Source organism: Serratia sp. PL7 (assembly GCF_945957435.1).
The window spans coordinates 51,985-69,674 of sequence record NZ_CAMFLB010000008.1; the positions used below are offsets into that span (position 1 = coordinate 51,985).

At 52.1% G+C, this 17,690-nt stretch carries 14 protein-coding genes and 1 pseudogene; 3 read left to right on the forward strand and 12 right to left on the reverse strand.

The window, feature by feature from the left end:
• Window positions 1-24: 24 nt before the first annotated feature.
• The 12 genes and pseudogenes from mdtI to zwf form a co-directional block, all read right to left on the reverse strand.
• The gene (mdtI, locus tag N6G83_RS27900) at window positions 25-354 is read right to left on the reverse strand and encodes a multidrug/spermidine efflux SMR transporter subunit MdtI (RefSeq protein WP_024528745.1); all 330 of its coding nucleotides are present in this window, start codon (window positions 352-354) and stop codon (window positions 25-27) included.
• Window positions 341-709 (reverse strand): multidrug/spermidine efflux SMR transporter subunit MdtJ, encoded by a 369-nt coding sequence (mdtJ, locus tag N6G83_RS27905; protein ID WP_024528744.1) that lies wholly within the window; start codon window positions 707-709, stop codon window positions 341-343. Before mdtJ ends, mdtI begins: the two co-directional genes overlap by 14 nt.
• A 553-nt stretch (window positions 710-1,262) precedes the next feature.
• The gene (gene dagF / locus N6G83_RS27910) at window positions 1,263-2,009 is read right to left on the reverse strand and encodes a 2-dehydro-3-deoxy-phosphogluconate aldolase (protein ID WP_074028728.1); all 747 of its coding nucleotides are present in this window, start codon (window positions 2,007-2,009) and stop codon (window positions 1,263-1,265) included.
• Window positions 1,996-3,120: a D-glucosaminate-6-phosphate ammonia lyase gene (dgaE, locus tag N6G83_RS27915; RefSeq protein ID WP_211136465.1), complete on the reverse strand. Its 1,125-nt coding sequence runs from the start codon at window positions 3,118-3,120 to the stop codon at window positions 1,996-1,998. The genes dagF and dgaE overlap by 14 nt, the downstream gene beginning before the upstream one ends.
• Window positions 3,121-3,130: 10 nt before the next feature.
• Window positions 3,131-3,991 carry a PTS system mannose/fructose/sorbose family transporter subunit IID gene (locus N6G83_RS27920; protein ID WP_161629439.1) on the reverse strand — a complete coding sequence of 287 codons (861 nt, stop codon included), beginning with the start codon at window positions 3,989-3,991 and terminating at the stop codon, window positions 3,131-3,133.
• Window positions 3,991-4,737 (reverse strand): PTS mannose/fructose/sorbose/N-acetylgalactosamine transporter subunit IIC, encoded by a 747-nt coding sequence (locus N6G83_RS27925; RefSeq protein ID WP_021806649.1) that lies wholly within the window; start codon window positions 4,735-4,737, stop codon window positions 3,991-3,993. Before N6G83_RS27925 ends, N6G83_RS27920 begins: the two co-directional genes overlap by 1 nt.
• 32 nt (window positions 4,738-4,769) lie before the next feature.
• Window positions 4,770-5,255, reverse strand: a complete 486-nt coding sequence (locus N6G83_RS27930) for a PTS system mannose/fructose/N-acetylgalactosamine-transporter subunit IIB (protein WP_024528742.1) — start codon at window positions 5,253-5,255, stop codon at window positions 4,770-4,772.
• A 2-nt stretch (window positions 5,256-5,257) separates the two neighbouring features.
• Window positions 5,258-5,677 carry a PTS sugar transporter subunit IIA gene (locus N6G83_RS27935; RefSeq protein ID WP_409529727.1) on the reverse strand — a complete coding sequence of 140 codons (420 nt, stop codon included), beginning with the start codon at window positions 5,675-5,677 and terminating at the stop codon, window positions 5,258-5,260.
• Between the two features lie 137 nt (window positions 5,678-5,814).
• Entirely contained in the window at window positions 5,815-8,625 is a 2,811-nt protein-coding gene (gene dagR / locus N6G83_RS27940; protein WP_211136464.1) for a transcriptional regulator DagR, read from the reverse strand.
• A gap of 1,470 nt (window positions 8,626-10,095) precedes the next feature.
• Window positions 10,096-11,100, reverse strand: a pseudogene (locus N6G83_RS27945) (ABC transporter transmembrane domain-containing protein); the annotation flags it as partial.
• A gap of 81 nt (window positions 11,101-11,181) precedes the next feature.
• The gene (locus N6G83_RS27950; RefSeq protein ID WP_021181159.1) at window positions 11,182-11,823 is read right to left on the reverse strand and encodes a bifunctional 4-hydroxy-2-oxoglutarate aldolase/2-dehydro-3-deoxy-phosphogluconate aldolase; all 642 of its coding nucleotides are present in this window, start codon (window positions 11,821-11,823) and stop codon (window positions 11,182-11,184) included.
• Window positions 11,824-12,114: 291 nt separating this feature from the next.
• Complete coding sequence (zwf, locus tag N6G83_RS27955; protein WP_021181158.1) at window positions 12,115-13,590, reverse strand: glucose-6-phosphate dehydrogenase; 1,476 nt, start codon at window positions 13,588-13,590, stop codon at window positions 12,115-12,117.
• 392 nt (window positions 13,591-13,982) lie between these two features.
• On the opposite strand from zwf, the gene N6G83_RS27960 reads away from it, so the two are divergent.
• From N6G83_RS27960 to N6G83_RS27970, 3 genes are all read left to right on the forward strand, one after another.
• The gene (locus N6G83_RS27960; RefSeq protein ID WP_024528738.1) at window positions 13,983-14,849 is read left to right on the forward strand and encodes a MurR/RpiR family transcriptional regulator; all 867 of its coding nucleotides are present in this window, start codon (window positions 13,983-13,985) and stop codon (window positions 14,847-14,849) included.
• Window positions 14,850-15,039: 190 nt separating this feature from the next.
• Window positions 15,040-16,482, forward strand: coding sequence for a pyruvate kinase (gene pyk, locus N6G83_RS27965; protein WP_021181157.1), 1,443 nt, complete (start codon window positions 15,040-15,042; stop codon window positions 16,480-16,482).
• Window positions 16,483-16,740: 258 nt separating this feature from the next.
• Entirely contained in the window at window positions 16,741-17,592 is an 852-nt protein-coding gene (locus N6G83_RS27970) for a hypothetical protein (RefSeq protein ID WP_211134573.1), read from the forward strand.
• Window positions 17,593-17,690 lie beyond the last annotated feature (98 nt).

Genomic DNA, 17,690 nt, shown 5'->3' on the forward strand with positions numbered 1-17,690 from the left:
TACCTGCGGTTTTTTATTTGGCTGTTAAGCCAGTTTGATAATGACCATCCCCGTCAGTAACAGGGCCAACCCCATCCAGCCTTTGGCATTAAGCCGTTGACCGAACAGGATCCAACCGGCGGCGATAGTGGCCGCGATACCGAAACCGCCCCACAATGCATAAGCCACCGAAAGATCGATCCCCTTTACCGCCTGCGCCAGCGCGCTGAACGCCCCTAATACCGATACCAGAGACAGCAGCCCCAGCCAAATTTTGCTAAAACCGTTAGACATCTTCAGAAAGATGTTGGCCACAATCTCCAGTACGATGGCCAAAGCCAGAAACCCAATATGGTACAACTCAAGCTGTTGCATGGTTGTCACCTCGCGGGCTGACCTGTTTTCGTGGCTTGCGGGTGCCAGATTTCACCAGCAGGATCCCGGCAATCAACGCCACCAGACCCAGCACTTTCAGCGCAGAGATTGGCTCATCAAACAGCATCACGCTAAACAGGGTAATAAACAGGATACCGATCCCTTCCCATAAGGCGTAAGCAACGCCCAGGGCCACGCGTTTTACCGCTAATGACAGCATGATGTAAGACAAGGTGATCATCACGTACATGACGATGTGTCCGGTCATGCCGCCGCTGACGCTAGCGTATTTCATGGACAGGGTGCCGATAATTTCGGCGGTAATGGCAAAGCCTAAAAAGATCCAATAAATCATAATTTTTCTCCCAAACGGCGAATCACGCACGCTAAGGCGTATTTATCCCAATCTATCTCATCAAACAGGCGCACGGCGGCGCTTGAGATATAGAAATCTCTGGGGATAAACCTACCCAAACGTATTAAAGAAGTTTGCCCGGCAACACCAAACGACGGGATGCGAACCCAGTCATCAGCACCGGTTAAGGGAGAAAGACGCTATAGCTCGCTGCACCAGTGATGCTCACTGGCAAGAATGGCAGAAAGGAAAAGTTGGCAACAAGATGTTCTGAGAGGCGTTCCATTAAGTTTCATCATAATTATTCTCTATCTTCAGCCGCACACCGTGCGATTTGCCCAATATCCTCATGAATGTAAAATTTTCAACTGCATTAGTTTTACCATAGCGAAAATCAGAAAGCAAACCGCCGTTTTCACATTTAGTTAAAAAAAATGAGTTATAAATAAGAGCCTTAATGTTTTTAAAAATTAAAAAAAGGCTCGGGTTTTCACCTGAGCCTTGTGAGAATTTCGCTAGCCGGCAAGTTCGGCAGATTCAGGCACCACGCACCTTAGCGCAGGATCTGTTTGATGCCTTCCAGCAGCAACGCGACCTCTTCGGCACGGGTCTCTCCACTGTGCGGATCGATGATGGAACTGTAAACATGTGGCATTACCTTGGCGACTCCGGCGTCAAGGCAGGTTTCCAGTATTGACAGGAAGTTTCGCGTATCGATCCCGCCGGTGGGTTCGATCATGGTCATGCCATTGCGCACGCAACTTTCCGCCAATGCGCGCAGTTCTGCCAGCGACGATAAGCCGCCCATCGGGAAGAATTTGGCCGCGTGCCCCCCCAGATCGAGGATCATACGCACCGCGCTGTCACAACTCACCACGGCAGGCTCGCCCTGGCTGCTGTGAACCCCGGTGGAAATGATCACCTTCCCTGGCGTGCCAGTCGGCGAGATCAAGGCATTAATGCAGGTATTGCTGATGCCACGGGCCGCCAATGCACCTGCTGCAAAACCACAGCCGGTGAAAGTTTGGTTGACGTGTGCGGGCGCGGTGGCCGCCGCAATCATTGCCGCCTTATAAAACTGTGCCGCTGACCCCGCCCCCAAACCAACGGAAATCGCCGGGATGTGCTCCATCCAGCGCTTCACCTCGGCCACACCCTGTTCCACGTTGGTAAACTGCGCCGAGATCACACCGATAGCGGCATGTCCTTCGGCGGCATGGTGTACCTGTAATGCGTTAGGGATATCTTTGGCCAGCACGTTGATGGCCACTCGCCCCTGGTAAAAATCAAGCTGTTGCATGTTGCCCCCTGGCCTGTTGCACAATTTCCGTCAGCCGCGCCACAATCAATGCAAAATCGTCGTCGCGCAGCGCCCGTGGATCGAAGCTGAAGATGCCTTGATTCAGCCAGTAATGACGGGTGTAAATCGCCACCTCGCCAGTGCGCAGTTGCTCTTCCACCTGATAGGCGGTTAATCCTGATCTGGAGGCGTCCACGCTTACCCGCACCCGATAAATCGCTCGCCCGGCTTCATCCTGTTCGATCTCCGCCTGTAGGCCGGGCAACGCGGATATCTGCTGTGCCAATTCGCGCAGCGCGGGTAATTGGCGGCTCCAGTCCGGCTGATGCTGCTGATAATGATCCAACGCCATCACCAGCCCCACCATGTTCTCTTTACCGATCTTCATCGCTCGCGCAATGCCGTTATGCTGAGCTTTGCAACAGGCGATCCATTGCCGGTCGCCGGTAACAAAACCAGAGGTCGGTGCATCCAACGCTTTAGCTCCGCTATACACCACCATGTTGGCCCCGGCTGCCACATAAGCCCGCAAATCTTCCTCTGCGGCCGCATCAACAATCAGCGGCAACCCGGCATCACGGGCCACGGCGACAAAATCGCTCAGCGCAACCATGCCCTTTTGCACACAGTGATGCGACTTGACGTAAAACAGTGCCGCCGTCTGCGCCGTGATGGCTTTTGCCAGTTGCCAGCGGGCAGCCAGATTGCTTTGCCCCACCTCTACCACCTTACCTCCTCCTAGCCGGATAGCGGTGGTGATCGGCGCGCCGTAGTCAATATTGTGGCCACGCAGCATGACGATTTCATTCGCCAAACCTTCACTGCACGGCATCTGCGCCACCCGCTCCGGCTCCCCTTGGGTGATGGCTGCCGCGACCGCAATAGCCACCCCGGCGGAAGCGCAGGAGGTCACATAACTGTCTTGCGCACCGGTATGCTGAGAGATGAGTTCGCCAACGCGATCCACCAGCGCATCAATCTCCACAAAGGCTGACGCCGCCTCGGCCGTGGCCGTCATCACGTCTTTCGGCACCGAAGAAACACCAAGGATGGTCATCTTGCCGCTGGCATTGATCACCCGTTTCAGCCCGAGCCGTTGATAAATATTCATCGTTGCTCCATTACAAAATGCCTAGCAGGGAACACACCACGCTCAGTACCACCACCGAAAGCAGAATGGTGGTATAGCGCGGCCCTTTTTTGACCAGATAGAAGTAGATTGAAAACACCGCAGCCAGCGGCAACAGGCCGGGGGCGATGGAGTCCAGGATCTGTTGCACCACCACTTCGGAACCTTCCAACGCGCTGATTTTCAGTGGCGAGGTGATCTTGACGTAGCTGGCAGACAGCGCCCCCATCATGATCAGCCCGAGCACGTTGGCCCCGTAGATCAACTCTTTTATCTTGCCCCCTTGCAACAGCCCGATGATTGACTCCCTTCCCAACGTGTAACCTTTGTGGGCCAAGCCGTAGCTGATCGCCATGGTGATCACGGTATACAACACCACCGGCATGATGCCGCCCATGGCGCTGCCGTTAGCCGCGAAAGGTATGAAGATGGCGATCAACAGCGGCATGATCGCCGCCCAGACCACCGAGTCACCAATCCCGGCCAGCGGCCCCATCAGGCCGGTTTTAATCCCGGTGATGGACGAATCGGAAATCGGCTCGCCACGGGTCTTCTGCTCCTCCATGGCAATGGCTACGCCCTGGATCACTGCCCCGAAAGTCTGTTCGCTGTTGAAGAAGTTCAGGTGGCGTTTCAGCGCCTCAACCTGCTCTTCTTTCTGCGGATAGAGCTTTTTGATAATCGGCGTCATTGAGGCGCAGAAAATCAGGCTCTGTAAACGCTCGTAAGAGTTGGAGACTTCGGCTCCCAGCCAGTAAATAAACCAGGCCTTGGTGATGTCCCGCTTGGTCAGCACGTTGGTTTGCCGTGCTCTTTCCACCAGCTCGTGTTGCATGATATCGCTGCTCATGATCAGGCTCCTTCACCTTTGGCCATGTTTTTAACCAGGAATGCCGCGCAGGTACCGAAGATGGCCATCGCCATGATGTCGACCTTGAGATACAACACCGCGAAGAATCCGGCAATAAAGTAAGGCAGCAGGCTTTTCTTGCCGATCACCATGATGGTGATCGCAAAGCCCAGCGCTGGCAGGATGCCGCCCATGATTTCGAACGAGTGGGTCAGCCAGTGTGGCATCAGCGCCAGGAATTTCTCGACCACGCCCTGGCCGAAATAGTTGGCGGCAAACACCACCGGGAAGCGGATCACCAGGCCAAGCAGTGCCGGATACAGGAAGGCACAGCGCATGATCCCGCTGATATTGGCCTCTTCCGCGTGCTTATCGGCCATATGCACCCAGACGGCGTTCACGGTACGTCGTAACTGGTCAACGAACACGCCGATCACCCCAAACGGGATTGCCAACGCGATCGCCAGATTGGGATCCATTCCCGCTTTCACGGCAATCGGCAGCGCGATACAGGCCGCCAGCGCCGGATCTGAAGGGACGTTGCCGCCCGGCGTAGAGGTGACGCCCAGATACACCAGCTGCATCCCGGCACCGATAATCATCGCCGTTTTCATATCTCCAAGCAGGAAGCCGACGAAGACCGCGATGGCGATGGGTTGAACCAACATCCCCGAGAGGGTGTAGCCCAAGCGCAGGCGGGCAAACCAGTAATACAGCCCCATACAGATGGCAACGGTCAAGTTATCCATGTTATTGCTCCTAATCGATCAGATGCCGAATATCAGAACTTCTTCAAAATATCTGCCAGTGCCTGCGGCTTGTCTTCCGGGATGGTCTGGAAAAATACCGTCACGCCGCGTTGCTGCAGATCGCGCAGGATCGTCACATCAGCCTCATCCAGCGTAATGTTCTGGAATACCGCTTTACGGTTCGGCCCACCACCCAGGCCACCTACCTGAATATTTTTGACGTCAAACCCGTCAACCACCGCTTGTTGCACCGTAGCCAGGTTCGGGAACAGCACCAATACGTTGCCCTCTCCCAGTTGGTTCTCCCGCCAAGCCGCCGCAAAGCTCTGGTTGCTATAGCAATCCACTTTCACATTCGGCGGAGCGGCCATCAGATAGATGCTTTTCATAAACGGATCGGCTTCCAGCTCATCACTCACTACCGCGATACGGTTGGCTTGTGACTGCCCAACCCACTTGGTGACGACCTGGCCGTGGATCAAACGGCTGTCAATGCGACATAAAACGATGTTGGCCATGATTATTTTTCCCCTGATATTATTGATTTAATTTGTTTAACTACATCGAGGCAGCTGTTGCGCCCCAGTTCAACCAACTCATCGAGATGGTTGAGAAGATTGCCCTGTTCGCGTAAATCGATGGCGGCCAGCAGCAAGGTGGCATTCAGGCCGGAAATCACACCGATGGCGTAGTCACGGCTCAAGCGTGCCGCCACGTTGGAGGTAGTGCCGCCGATAAAGTCGGTGAGGATCAATGAGCCCTCCGGCATGGTTTTTACCTGTTGTTCAACGCGCTCATGGAACTCCGCCAGCGTGTCGACCGGCATCAGCGCGATATCGAATACCCCGCTGGTTTCGCCAATCACCATGCGGACGCTTTCGCGCAGTTGTTGGCCCCAGCCACCGTGGGTCAGTAGTAAAATCTGTGGTAATGCAGCCAAAATGGCCTCCTGGCAATCTATTGAAAGTCATTGAAAATTTCCGCTCCCTAGAGATATAGCAATGCCTGTGCCAACTTTGTGGCACGCCGGGAGGAGGTCAGTGGATAGTGGGCCATCAAGGCCCACCTGGGTGGGGTTTAGCGGTAGAGGAGCTCGTAGATATAAAAATATTCCGCATCAGACAGGCGGATAGAATAGGCACGTTCAATCGGCGAAAACGCGTCTTTGATGACAGAAAACGCCTGCTGGTCGATATCCTGCTGAGCATCCAGGGCAATCTGTAACGGTTTGTGGCTTAAAACGATACGCTCCACCATGCAACAGCAGTGGATCAGGAAGCGAAGTGTCACTTGCCTTGAGGGCTGTAGATCCAGCGTGCGGCAAATCTGATGCAACACCGCTTCGATCTCTTGCAGAATACGTTGGGGATTGAGCACGGAAATATGGTTGATGATGCTCTCCAGCGTCAGCGCGCTGATGAAGCGCATTGAACAACGCTCCACTTGCAGTTGGCGTTCGGCGCTGCCAAGGTCCGGGTTTAACAGGCTGAGCACCAGTTCCGGCCCCTGTTCGGAGAACAGCTCTTCCAACGCGATAAACGGGATATCCGGCAAGCCGGGCTGGAAGGTGCCCACGATCCCCACCAGCCGCTCGTTACCGCCTATCGCCTGACGCAACCGCTCCAGGCTGCGCACTTCGTTGTAATCCACCAAGACCATGCGGGTATCTTCCGCCATCAGCTCACCGAAGCTTTCCTCCAGCACTTTTTTGATCTTCACCGCCGTGCCCATCCCGGTGATACAGGAGATTGCCAACACCTTGCCGGTCTCATCTTCCCGCTGGTCGTAAAGCTGGTGGGCAATCCCTTTGCTGGTCATCAGTTCCATCAAGGGGACGAAATCACTGGTTTCATAGGTCAGATCCAACCCAATCTCCAGCAACGCCCCCATGGTGATGTTCTGGATCAGCAGCACATCGATATGGAACAGTTTGCTGACGGTGCTGGCAAAGTGCACCAACGAGCCGATATCCACAATCAGGATCAAGCGCTGATAGCGCTTTTCCCGCAGTGTCGCGATCAGTAATTCCAATGTGTCATGCACCGACTGCTCGAACGGCATATCGATGGCGGTAAACAACTCACATTCCAGCACCCGATTGACATAGTGCGCCATGCTGCTGGCCGTGGTAGTACCGTGGCCGATCAACATGGCACCGCAGTCAGGGTTAACCTCCTTGCGCTGGCGGAAACTACGGCACTCCTTCAAAAACAGGCACAGGTAGACGATTTCCGTCGACGGGCACTGGATGTGGAAGATTTCATTGATTTTACGACATAGCTGGTTGGCGTTGTCGTACTCATCCTTGCAGTAATCCAGGATCAGGCTGGAGGAGTACAGGTTAGGGATTAGCCCTTTCTGCACATAGGAAAGCAGTGCCAGCAGGTGTTTACGCAGATGACCGGCCATATTCTGTGGCAGCGGGAAACCCAACACCTGTTCAATGCAGCCGATTAACAGGGTGATGCGTTGCTCAACCTGGCCGCCATAATAGCGTTCCTCGCTTTCCCCTCCGTTGCGGCTGTACAACCCATATTCAAAAATGGTGCGTAGCTTGTTCTTCAGGATTGACAGGGTTTCCTGCGGCGGCACGTTGCTGTTGCGCAGGTTGACGTATTCGCGCGTCAGATAGGTGTAAAACAGATCGCTGTCCTGCTCGCTGCTCAAGGCGCTCAGATGCTGCTTGAGCTGCTCCATAGGCTGTGAGCTGATATCCAGATACTCCTGCTGACCAAATAGCGCATCCACCAGCAGGCGGCTGCTTGCGCTGGCTGAGTGCGGTACGTCCATCAGCCGCTTATCCAGCAGCAACCTTGGGCTACTGTGTCCCATCCCACTGGCCCAAGCCTGGGCACAAAGGAATTGGATATCGCTTTTGAGTTGGCCAATGTTGCCGCTCAGTGGCTTCTCCAACAGATAGAGCAGTAATCCCTTATCCAGGCGGATAATACGGCCAATTTTGCGGCTCTCGAGCTGTAAGAAACCGGTAATGATTTCTACCTGTTCCTCCAGCGAGCGTTCCCGCAGCGCCGGTATGGCAATCGACACCTGAATACGCCGCAGGAAAGTGCGTAGCAGCGTTGAGTCTGGGCTTTCGGTGGTAGCACAAATCAGCCGTACGCTGATGGGGCGGGCTTTATCGCTTGAACCCAGTGGACGATATTCACCTTTATCGAGGATCGAAAACAGTTTCTCTTGCCCTTCGTAGGGCAAGCGATGAACTTCATCGAGCAACAGAAAGCCACCGTCCGCCTGTTCGATCAGGCCACGTTTGCTTTCGATCGCGCCGGTAAACGCGCCCTGTTTATGACCAAACAGATGGGACGAAAGCAGCTCCGGGTTATGGGCATACTCGGCACAGTTGAAATACACCAACGGGATTTGGCGCTGTGGCTGTTGCACCGTGGCGAATTGGTGCATCACCTCGGCAAAGAAGGTTTTCCCCACCCCGGAAGGCCCGGTAAGCAACACATGCAATCCACCGGGATAAAGCACCGCCGCCTTGCCCTTCTCTACTGACAGCCGCAGACTGCGGTCATAACCAATTACCGTATGAAAAGGGTCATCACTGGCTGGCTGCGGCAAGGCTTTGGCGGGTAATAGATCCAGCAAGTCTTTGGCTTCCAGCCTGTCATCTGGCAGCGACTGCTCAATCAACTGTTCGCAGACTGCCCGGTGCAAAAACAGCACGGGACGGGATTTAATCTTGATGACCAACCGATCACCGTGCAACTCGTTGAGATCTTTACTGACAGAGTTACGCGCCAATCCCAGGTTGAAAGCGATGGTTTCCGCGGCGAAACCGCCAGCGCTTTGTTCCAGCGTTTCCCGGCTAAGCGTAAGGGTAAGACGTTCCAGCTCCTGGCGAACTGCATCTTTACGTTTCATTTTAACCTGTTGTTATTATTAATTATAAAGAAGAAAAAGACGGTAATTGGCAAGTTTACGGTCCATCTCGCCACAGGTCATCCTAATACAGGGGTGTGGAAGACGGCCACAGCGAAATGGAGTGTTGTGGCATTTGCAGGCAAAAAACCAGGTTTCTGTCCGAGCCTTTGGACAACTTCAGCGACTTTTAAATGCGAAAAATTCAGGTAGCATGCGCCTTAGCAAGTGATAGAGAGTTCCCCTAGCTATTCGACTTGCTATATTCCATGCACTCATGGAGTGATATTTACCCTTGAGGGAATGTTATTGCCATTGCTCCTTTCATCAGAACCCCAATCGTCAACAATTATAGATACTGATTATATTTAGAAGGATTACCCCTTCTTTCATCAATACAAAAAGCCAGCATTAACTACCTGCGGAAGCCCTTATGGTGGGATATACCATTTTCCAAGCGGACCTTGGGAATAATTATGGAAACATCTATTGACTTTTCAGTTTAATCGCTGTAGCTTTTTCATAAATGATTATCATTAGCATTTAATATTTTATACTATTGCAGCAAAAGAAAGTCATTAAATACGCGATTGGACTTATAACATCGGCAATTTATGGTTCTACAATGGCATCTTTTTTGTATGTCACCATTCACAAGGATGGAGTCTACATGAGAGCATTAACGGGTATTGAACTATCATTCCTCCATGATTATCAAGGTAATAAATCATATGATCCGACATCTTTTATTTTCGATATTACAAGCACAATAGGATAATCACCTACGGCAATTTCATTAGCAGTCGAATTTCAACAGAAACGGCTGCCTAGGTGTATTTTCAGATGATGGTAGAATAATGATTAGAACTACCACAAGATATATCTGAGTCTACATTATTGGTTTTTTTAAATACTCACCAATCCTTCACAGAACAGACGATGGAAACGGTGTCAAGCCTAACTTCTTCGTGGATGAAATAGAAAGCAGAGTCGAAAAAAGACGACCCTGCTTGTTTAGGTTATTTACTATTTAATTTATCTACTCTTTTTTCACAATAATCATATGCGATAAAAGCGACAACAAACTGTAAGACCATTAGAACTAAAAACATAAAACCTCCATTTCCTACTAATGGAATGAAAAAGATAACATCTTAAAGGGAGTGGTTCAATAAATTAATCACTACAAATATGATGTTAAGATCACCTATATGCATTTAAATGCATTATAGACAATGGCCAAACTCAACCGTTATTGGCCAACAGGGTCAATGCCTCATCCGTACCTACTGACTAGCATAAATCATATCGTTTGTATTGTAAGGTTTATTTTAATCATTAACATCTAGAGCTTCATTTTTTACGCCACCACTAATGCTTGTTATTTATAAACACGAGATGCTCTCACTTTTTTTCAACGCTACTTTCAGAATTTTCATTATGGAATCAATGATAATCTGGTGTTGGTATTATCATATTCAGCTTGGTTAACTTGATGCCAGCGTTAATCGTTTCCACATTCAGGTTTAACCAAAACTGTGCCCGAGTCTCGGATAATCCCAATGCTTTTAAGGTACCAATGCTATACAACGTCTCCATAAAGTGAGAACTTGCCCGCGCGCCCTTTACCAGTTGCTCTTCAGACAGTTGCCGATGATATTGGTATGTCGATAGCCGTAAGATGATGTATACCGCAGTGAAGCCGAACACCCCCCACACTAGCCAACCGCCATAAAGCAAAATCATAATAAACACGCCTACTGACACGATGCCATCGATAATACTGCTGACGATGCTGGTGGTGAAGGTGGTTCTGATTGTATCCAGCGAACCGAAGCGGGATTGAATATCACCCAGCTTGCGCTTTTCGAAAAAAGAAAGAGGCAGTTTCAGCAGATGATCGAAAAACCCCGCCTTCCACTGTACGTCTATCAGCGCCCCCATAACAATGGAAATCCACGTTCTCAGCATGGATACGCCAGTACGGAATAAAATGAAGCACAACAATCCTATGCATATCAAAGCCAAAAGGTCATGGTCACCAGCCAGGATGACATGATCCATAACCAACTGTGTGCCAACCGGCAGCAACAGGTTGATGGCTTCAATCACTATCGAAAGACAGAAGATCTTAAACAATGCCCCCTTGAGGCCGTGCACGTTGGCCATGAGCTTGCGAAAACGTAACCTGCTCTGCTGCTTGATTGGTTGAAATTCGCTGTCGGGCCACAGTTCGAGTGCTACCCCGGTGAAGTGCCGTGAGAGCTCATGCAATTCCATCACCTTACGCCCGAAAGCCGGATCGTGGATAACTGCTCGTCCGCGGCTGATACTGACCAGCACAACGAAGTGCTTCATATCCCAATGGAGGATACAGGGCATTTTCAACACCTTAAGTTCGTCGATGTTCAGTGACAGTGCGCGCGATTGTAACCTCAGTGCATTTGCTATATCGATCAATGAGGCCATCGTTGCACCGCAAAATGTGAAGTTGTGGTATTTACAGGCAAAAAAAATGCCAATCACAGAGGATTGGCATCAGCAGGAGCGAACGCGGGTTTAGGCGGTAGCACCTTTGACGGCTTCACGCGCCAATTCGGTGATGCGAGCATAGTCGCCGCTTTCCAGCGCATCCGCAGGCACTAACCAGGAACCACCGATGCACAGCACGCTTTTCAGTGCCAGATAGTCACGGTAGTTGTTTGGCGTGATACCGCCGGTTGGGCAGAAGCGCACCTGCGAGAACGGCCCGGCAATGGCTTGTAGCGCCTTGACGCCACCGTTGGCTTCCGCTGGGAAGAATTTAAACTCGCGCAGGCCATAATCCATCCCCAACATCAGCTCGGAAACGGTGCTGATACCCGGGATCAACGGAATGCTGCCTGCGGTGGCGGCTTTCAGCAGATCGGCGGTCAGACCAGGGCTGATGGCAAACTGTGCACCGGCCTCGGTCACTTCTTGCAACTGCTGTGGATTGATCACCGTGCCCGCACCAATGATGGCATCAGGAACTTCTTTGGCGATCGCACGAATCGCGTCCATCGCACAGGCGGTACGCAGCGTCACTTCCAACACACGCACGCCACCCGCAACCAGTGCTTTGGCCAACGGCACAGCGTGTTCCAGTTTGTTAATCACAATCACCGGAACTACGGGGCCTGCCGTCAGGATCTGTTCTGCACTGGTTTTCCAGTTTTTCATCGTCATTCTCTCCATTACTTTCGGTTGGTGTTGGCACGCCCCTGCCACAGGGCTCCGCATCGCTGCAGATTCCGATCGCACCGCTAAAAGCCAGCAGACAGGCTGACGCCGGTCACCTAGGCTAATTCTGTTGACGTGTTACCAGCCCCTCACCCCAGGCCTCTCCGATAATAAATCGGTCTCAATCTACCTCTGGCCTCAGAAAGAACACCAGGGTAGCGGAGAGCTCGATCGGTTCCCTCTCCTTTTGGGAGAGGGTTAGGGCGAGAGAGGGAGCTGGTTAACTGCTGCTTATTCGAATTCGTTCCACGAACGGCCATCGCGAGTGATCATCGCGACGGAAGCCACCGGCCCCCAAGTCCCAGACTGGTATGGCTTAGGTGCTTCGTTGTCCGCTTTCCAGGCATCCATGATTGAGTCAACCCACTTCCAGGCTTCCTCCACTTCGTCACGACGCACAAACAGCGCCTGAATGCCGCGCATGGTTTCCAGCAGCAGACGCTCATAGGCATCGGCCACGTGTTCCTGGTTAAAGGTTTCCGAGAAACTCAGATCCAGCTTGGTGGTTTGCAAACGATGTTTGTGATCCAGCCCCGGCACCTTGTTCAATACCTGGATTTCGATCCCTTCGTCCGGCTGCAGGCGAATGGTCAATTTGTTCTGTGGCAGTTGTTGATAGGAGTCACGGAACAGGTTCAGCGGTGGGTTTTTAAAGTACACCACCACTTCTGAACATTTGGTCGGCAAACGCTTGCCGGTACGTAGATAGAATGGCACCCCAGCCCATTGCCAGTTGTCGATATCGACGCGGATGGACACAAAAGTCTCGGTGTTGCTGCTCTTGTTTGCCCCTTCCTCTTCCAGATAGCCCGGCACTTTTTTACCCTGCACGAAGCCTGCGGTGTACTGGCCGCGCACGGTGGTTTCCCGGACATTGGTCTGATCGATACGGCGCAGCGAGCGCAGCACTTTCACTTTCTCATCACGGATACGGTCAGTGGTCAGATCCGCCGGTGGTGACATGGCGATCATGGTCAGGATCTGCAACAGGTGGTTCTGGATCATGTCGCGCATCTGCCCGGCCTGATCGAAGTAACCCCAACGCCCTTCAATACCTACCTCTTCCGCCACGGTGATCTGCACGTGATCGATGGTGCGGTTATCCCAGTTGGAGGCAAACAGGGAGTTGGCAAAGCGTAGCGCCAGCAGGTTCAGTACCGTCTCTTTGCCAAGATAGTGGTCGATGCGGTAAACCTGGGATTCGTTAAAGTACTCAGCGACCTGATCGTTGATCACCCGTGAGGATGCCAGGTCAGTACCAAGTGGCTTTTCCATCACCACGCGCGCCGGTTCTTTATTCAGCTTGGCCTCGCCCAGGCCCTTGCAGATGGCACCAAAGGTGCTTGGCGGCATGGCGAAATAGTTGATGGTGGTACGATGTTTCTGATCCAGCATCTTGCCCAACTCGGCGAAGTGCTTGCTGTCGTTGACGTCCAGATTGCAGAAGTCCAGGCGTGCGCTCAGCGTGGCCCAAAGCTCATCGTCCAGCTTTTCTTTCATAAAGGTGCCCAGGGCTTCCTTGACCACCTTGGTATAAGCTTCTTTATCCCACTCGGCACGGCCTACCCCGATGATACGGGTATCCGGGTGGATGTGACCGGCTTTCTCTAACTGGTACAGGGAAGGCAGCAGTTTACGACGCGCCAGATCGCCTTTTGCGCCGAAAATAACCAGGTCACAGGCCTGGGCTGTAGAGGTTACCGCCATGTTCATCTCCTCGATGCAGGATATTTGTAATTTTCTTACATTACTAATGTACTCTCTTTCGCTACGGCCAGTAAACCCGGATCAAAAGCAGAAAAAAAGCCCTAGAAACTACGGCGTTATCCCTGACGTAGCGCTAACGCTGCTGGCAACGGGGGAAACTGTAATTTTCTATCTTTTTTGACACTCTTTTACCATTATGAAAGTTAGACACAGGTCATGTTCTGGTGAAAAAAGCCAGCTTATCCCTTGTCGACACTGCCAACGCTTACCAGCACGTAGTATATTTTCATTAAACCGGATTGATTTCTCCTTTGATTGAAATCGACATACCCTATGGATCACCAGTGACAGCAGGTGTCCGGCAGGTATAAACCATGAGTGACTCTCGTTATATGAATACGCTGGAAAAAATCCAGAACCATCTGGAGCTCCTGAGCAAATCGGAAAGGAAAGTCGCCGAGGTGATCCTGGCCTCCCCACAAACCGCTATTCACTCCAGCATCGCCCGGCTGGCCAAATTGGCCGATGTCAGTGAGCCGACCGTTAACCGCTTTTGCCGCCGCCTTGAAACCAAAGGATTCCCCGATTTCAAGCTGCATCTGGCTCAAAGTCTGGCCAACGGTACACCCTATGTAAACCGCAATGTCGAAGAAAACGACACCGTTGCCGCTTACACCAGTAAGATCTTTGAGTCGGTGATGGCCAACCTGGATACAGTAAAGGCAAATCTCGACATTACCGCAATCAATCGTGCGGTTGATCTGCTTACCCAGGCAAAAAAAATCTCGTTCTTCGGCCTGGGGGCCTCTGCTGCCGTGGCGCACGACGCCATGAACAAATTTTTCCGCTTCAATATTCCGGTGGTCTATTTTGACGATATCGTCATGCAGCGCATGAGCTGCATGAACTCCGTCGAGGGAGATGTCGTTGTATTAATCTCCCATACCGGGCGCACCAAGAATTTGGTCGAGATGGCGCATCTGGCACGAGAGAATGACGCCACGGTCATCGCCATCACCTCGAAAGATACACCGTTGGCCCAGGCTGCGACCCTCCCCCTACTGTTGGACGTGCCGGAAGATACCGATGTTTATATGCCCATGGTGTCCCGAATTGCACAGTTGACCCTGATTGATGTGCTGGCCACTGGATTTACCTTGCGTCGAGGGGCTAAATTCAGAGATAACTTGAAGCGGGTCAAGGAAGCGTTGAAAGAATCGCGCTTTGATAAAGGGATCGTCCCCAACAGTTTCGACTGAAAACGGATTTAAAAACCGCCGGTCAGATCACAAGTTGACCCGCGGGATTATAGTTGTACCCTGATAGCTCGTTCATACAGATAACCCAGATGAACATTGGGTAGGCGAAAAACGTCGGCCCCCTCATCCGGTTTCGTTATCTGACGTTCAGCAACACCAATACTTGCGTCACAAGTCAACGGAGTAATACATGACCAGACGGCTCAGAAGAACCAAAATCGTTACCACACTGGGTCCGGCTACCGACCGCGACAATAATCTGGAAAAGATTATTGCTGCTGGTGCGAACGTAGTTCGGCTTAACTTTTCCCACGGCAATGCAGAAGACCATCAGGCACGGGCAGATAAAGTGCGTGAGATTGCGGCCAAGCTGGGGCGTCATGTCGCTATCCTGGGCGATCTTCAAGGGCCAAAAATCCGCGTTTCCACCTTTAAGGAAGGCAAGATTTTCCTTAACATCGGCGATAAATTCCTGCTGGATGCCAATCTGACCAAGGGTGAAGGCGATAAAGAAAAAGTCGGTATCGACTATAAAGGCCTGCCTGCGGACGTGGTTCCTGGCGATGTGCTGCTGCTGGACGATGGCCGCGTACAGCTGAAAGTGCTGGAAGTTCAGGGCATGAAAGTGTTCACCGAAGTCACCGTAGGTGGCCCGCTGTCGAACAATAAAGGCATCAACAAACTGGGCGGCGGCCTTTCTGCCGAAGCTCTGACCGAAAAAGACAAAGCCGATATTCTGATCGCCGCCAAAATTGGTGTCGACTACCTGGCCGTCTCCTTCCCACGTACCGGCGAAGACCTGAACTATGCTCGCCGCTTGGCACGTGACGCAGGCTGCAACGCCAAAATCGTGTCAAAAGTAGAACGTGCTGAAGCCGTATGCAGCGACGAAGCGATGGATGACATCATTCTGGCTTCCGACGTAGTCATGGTTGCCCGTGGCGATCTGGGCGTCGAAATCGGCGATCCGGAGCTGGTGGGCATCCAGAAGAAACTGATCCGTCGCGCCCGTACACTGAACCGTGCGGTGATCACCGCCACGCAGATGATGGAATCGATGATCACCAACCCGATGCCGACCCGTGCCGAAGTGATGGACGTGGCGAACGCCGTGCTGGATGGTACCGATGCGGTCATGCTGTCTGCCGAAACCGCTGCGGGCCAGTATCCAGCCGAAACGGTAGCCGCCATGGCGCGTGTTTGCCTGGGCGCAGAGAAAATCCCAAGCATCAACGTATCCAAGCACCGTCTGGACGTGCAGTTCGACAATATCGAAGAAGCCATCGCCATGTCGACCATGTACGCCGCTAACCACCTTAAAGGGGTTACCGCCATCATCGCCATGACCGAATCTGGACGCACCGCGCTAATGATGTCGCGTATCAGCTCCGGCTTGCCGATCTTCGCCATGTCACGCCATGAGCACACGCTGAACCTGACGGCGCTGTATCGTGGTGTTACCCCGGTCTACTTCGGCAGCCACAGCGATGGCGTTGCCGCCGCTAATGACGCTATCGCCCGTCTGCGTGATAAAGGTTACCTGGTGTCTGGCGATCTGGTGCTGGTTACCCAAGGTGACGTCATGAGCACCGTGGGCACCACCAATACCAGCCGTATCCTGCGCGTAGACTGATTTAGTTATTTCGACACGCTGTTATAAGCCAGCCGGTTACTCTACCGGCTGGCTTTTTTAATACCTGGACAACGTTTTCCGTCTCCCAGGTGCTGACCTTTGAGCTTTTCTTCCATTCCTTTGCATAGACTAAAAAGCAGTTCATCAAGCCATCTGTGCGCTAGCTATCATAATTAGTAGCAACAGACAGCTTGAAGAGGTGATAAACTTTAATAAGTATTGGATTAGACAAAGGTTAATCAAAGGACAATCAGATAAATGATACACGCATTTTTTGAATTCCCCTTACTGCCAGCCAAGGTGACCGACGTCAGCAAACTGAAGGAAGTCATTAACAGCGATAGCTCGACAAGTTTCGTCATGGCACCTGAAGTCGCCAAATTTGTCAAAGACGTACTGGTCATTAACACCACCATCGGCAGCTTTAAAAACACCCGTTTTCAGTTTGCGGATGGCACCTATATCGCCTTTGACAGCAAAGGCAAATCCACGCTGTTCCACTCGGATAATCCACCAGATTGGGCGCGGACCAAAAGAGAATATTCACGCACGCAATGGCTCACCAATCATGGTCTGCTCGATGCCCCCGCCAAGGCACTGATAGCCAAAATGCTGGAAATACCGCTAAAAGAGCGGCGCGAGATTGCCGACAATCTGTTTAATCTTGACCTCGACAAGCTGATCCCCTCAGTTGGTGCAAGATCTTCTGCAGGCAATCGTAATGGTAAATCAACCAAACCCAAGATTTCGGACTTGGGTTCGGTGGAGTATTTCCTTAACTTCTTCGCCAGACTGCGCGAATGCGTGACGACCGACACCTTCCCCACCCTGCAAAAGCTGATGGATCTTGGCGAGCAAGTTTCGGTTAATCAGGCCCCAACCAGCGTCAAGCAAGCCGTTAGAACCTACTATAAAGCGGTGTGTGGCGAGCAGATCCCTAACAACAAGGTGGTTGAAAAGGGTTACCCTGATCTCTACTGCATGCGGATCAAACCCGCGATTGAAGCGGTTGAGGCGGTTGGCCTTGATAGCTACTATGCCACGTTATCAGCAGCCATTGGCCTGGCAGGTGACTGCACCATAGCAGACTTTGATTTTCACTATCAGTAAGTCATAACATAGTCAGTTGCGCTGACCGAGGTTTTGGAAACGGTCCGGCGCAACGTGACCTACTAGTCTCCAGACTACCTCTCTCATCTCACACGGCT

What these genes read in the sequence shown, in the direction of transcription:
- mdtI (WP_024528745.1), bottom strand. Translation starts at nt 354, where the DNA reads ATGCAACAGCTTGAGTTGTACCATATTGGGTTTCTGGCTTTGGCCATC.
- mdtJ (WP_024528744.1), bottom strand. Translation starts at nt 709, where the DNA reads ATGATTTATTGGATCTTTTTAGGCTTTGCCATTACCGCCGAAATTATC.
- dagF (WP_074028728.1), bottom strand. Translation starts at nt 2,009, where the DNA reads ATGCAACAGCTTGATTTTTACCAGGGGCGAGTGGCCATCAACGTGCTG.
- dgaE (WP_211136465.1), bottom strand. Translation starts at nt 3,120, where the DNA reads ATGAATATTTATCAACGGCTCGGGCTGAAACGGGTGATCAATGCCAGC.
- N6G83_RS27925 (WP_021806649.1), bottom strand. Translation starts at nt 4,737, where the DNA reads ATGGATAACTTGACCGTTGCCATCTGTATGGGGCTGTATTACTGGTTT.
- N6G83_RS27930 (WP_024528742.1), bottom strand. Translation starts at nt 5,255, where the DNA reads ATGGCCAACATCGTTTTATGTCGCATTGACAGCCGTTTGATCCACGGC.
- dagR (WP_211136464.1), bottom strand. Translation starts at nt 8,625, where the DNA reads ATGAAACGTAAAGATGCAGTTCGCCAGGAGCTGGAACGTCTTACCCTT.
- N6G83_RS27950 (WP_021181159.1), bottom strand. Translation starts at nt 11,823, where the DNA reads ATGAAAAACTGGAAAACCAGTGCAGAACAGATCCTGACGGCAGGCCCC.
- zwf (WP_021181158.1), bottom strand. Translation starts at nt 13,590, where the DNA reads ATGGCGGTAACCTCTACAGCCCAGGCCTGTGACCTGGTTATTTTCGGC.
- N6G83_RS27960 (WP_024528738.1), top strand. Translation starts at nt 13,983, where the DNA reads ATGAATACGCTGGAAAAAATCCAGAACCATCTGGAGCTCCTGAGCAAA.
- pyk (WP_021181157.1), top strand. Translation starts at nt 15,040, where the DNA reads ATGACCAGACGGCTCAGAAGAACCAAAATCGTTACCACACTGGGTCCG.
- N6G83_RS27970 (WP_211134573.1), top strand. Translation starts at nt 16,741, where the DNA reads ATGATACACGCATTTTTTGAATTCCCCTTACTGCCAGCCAAGGTGACC.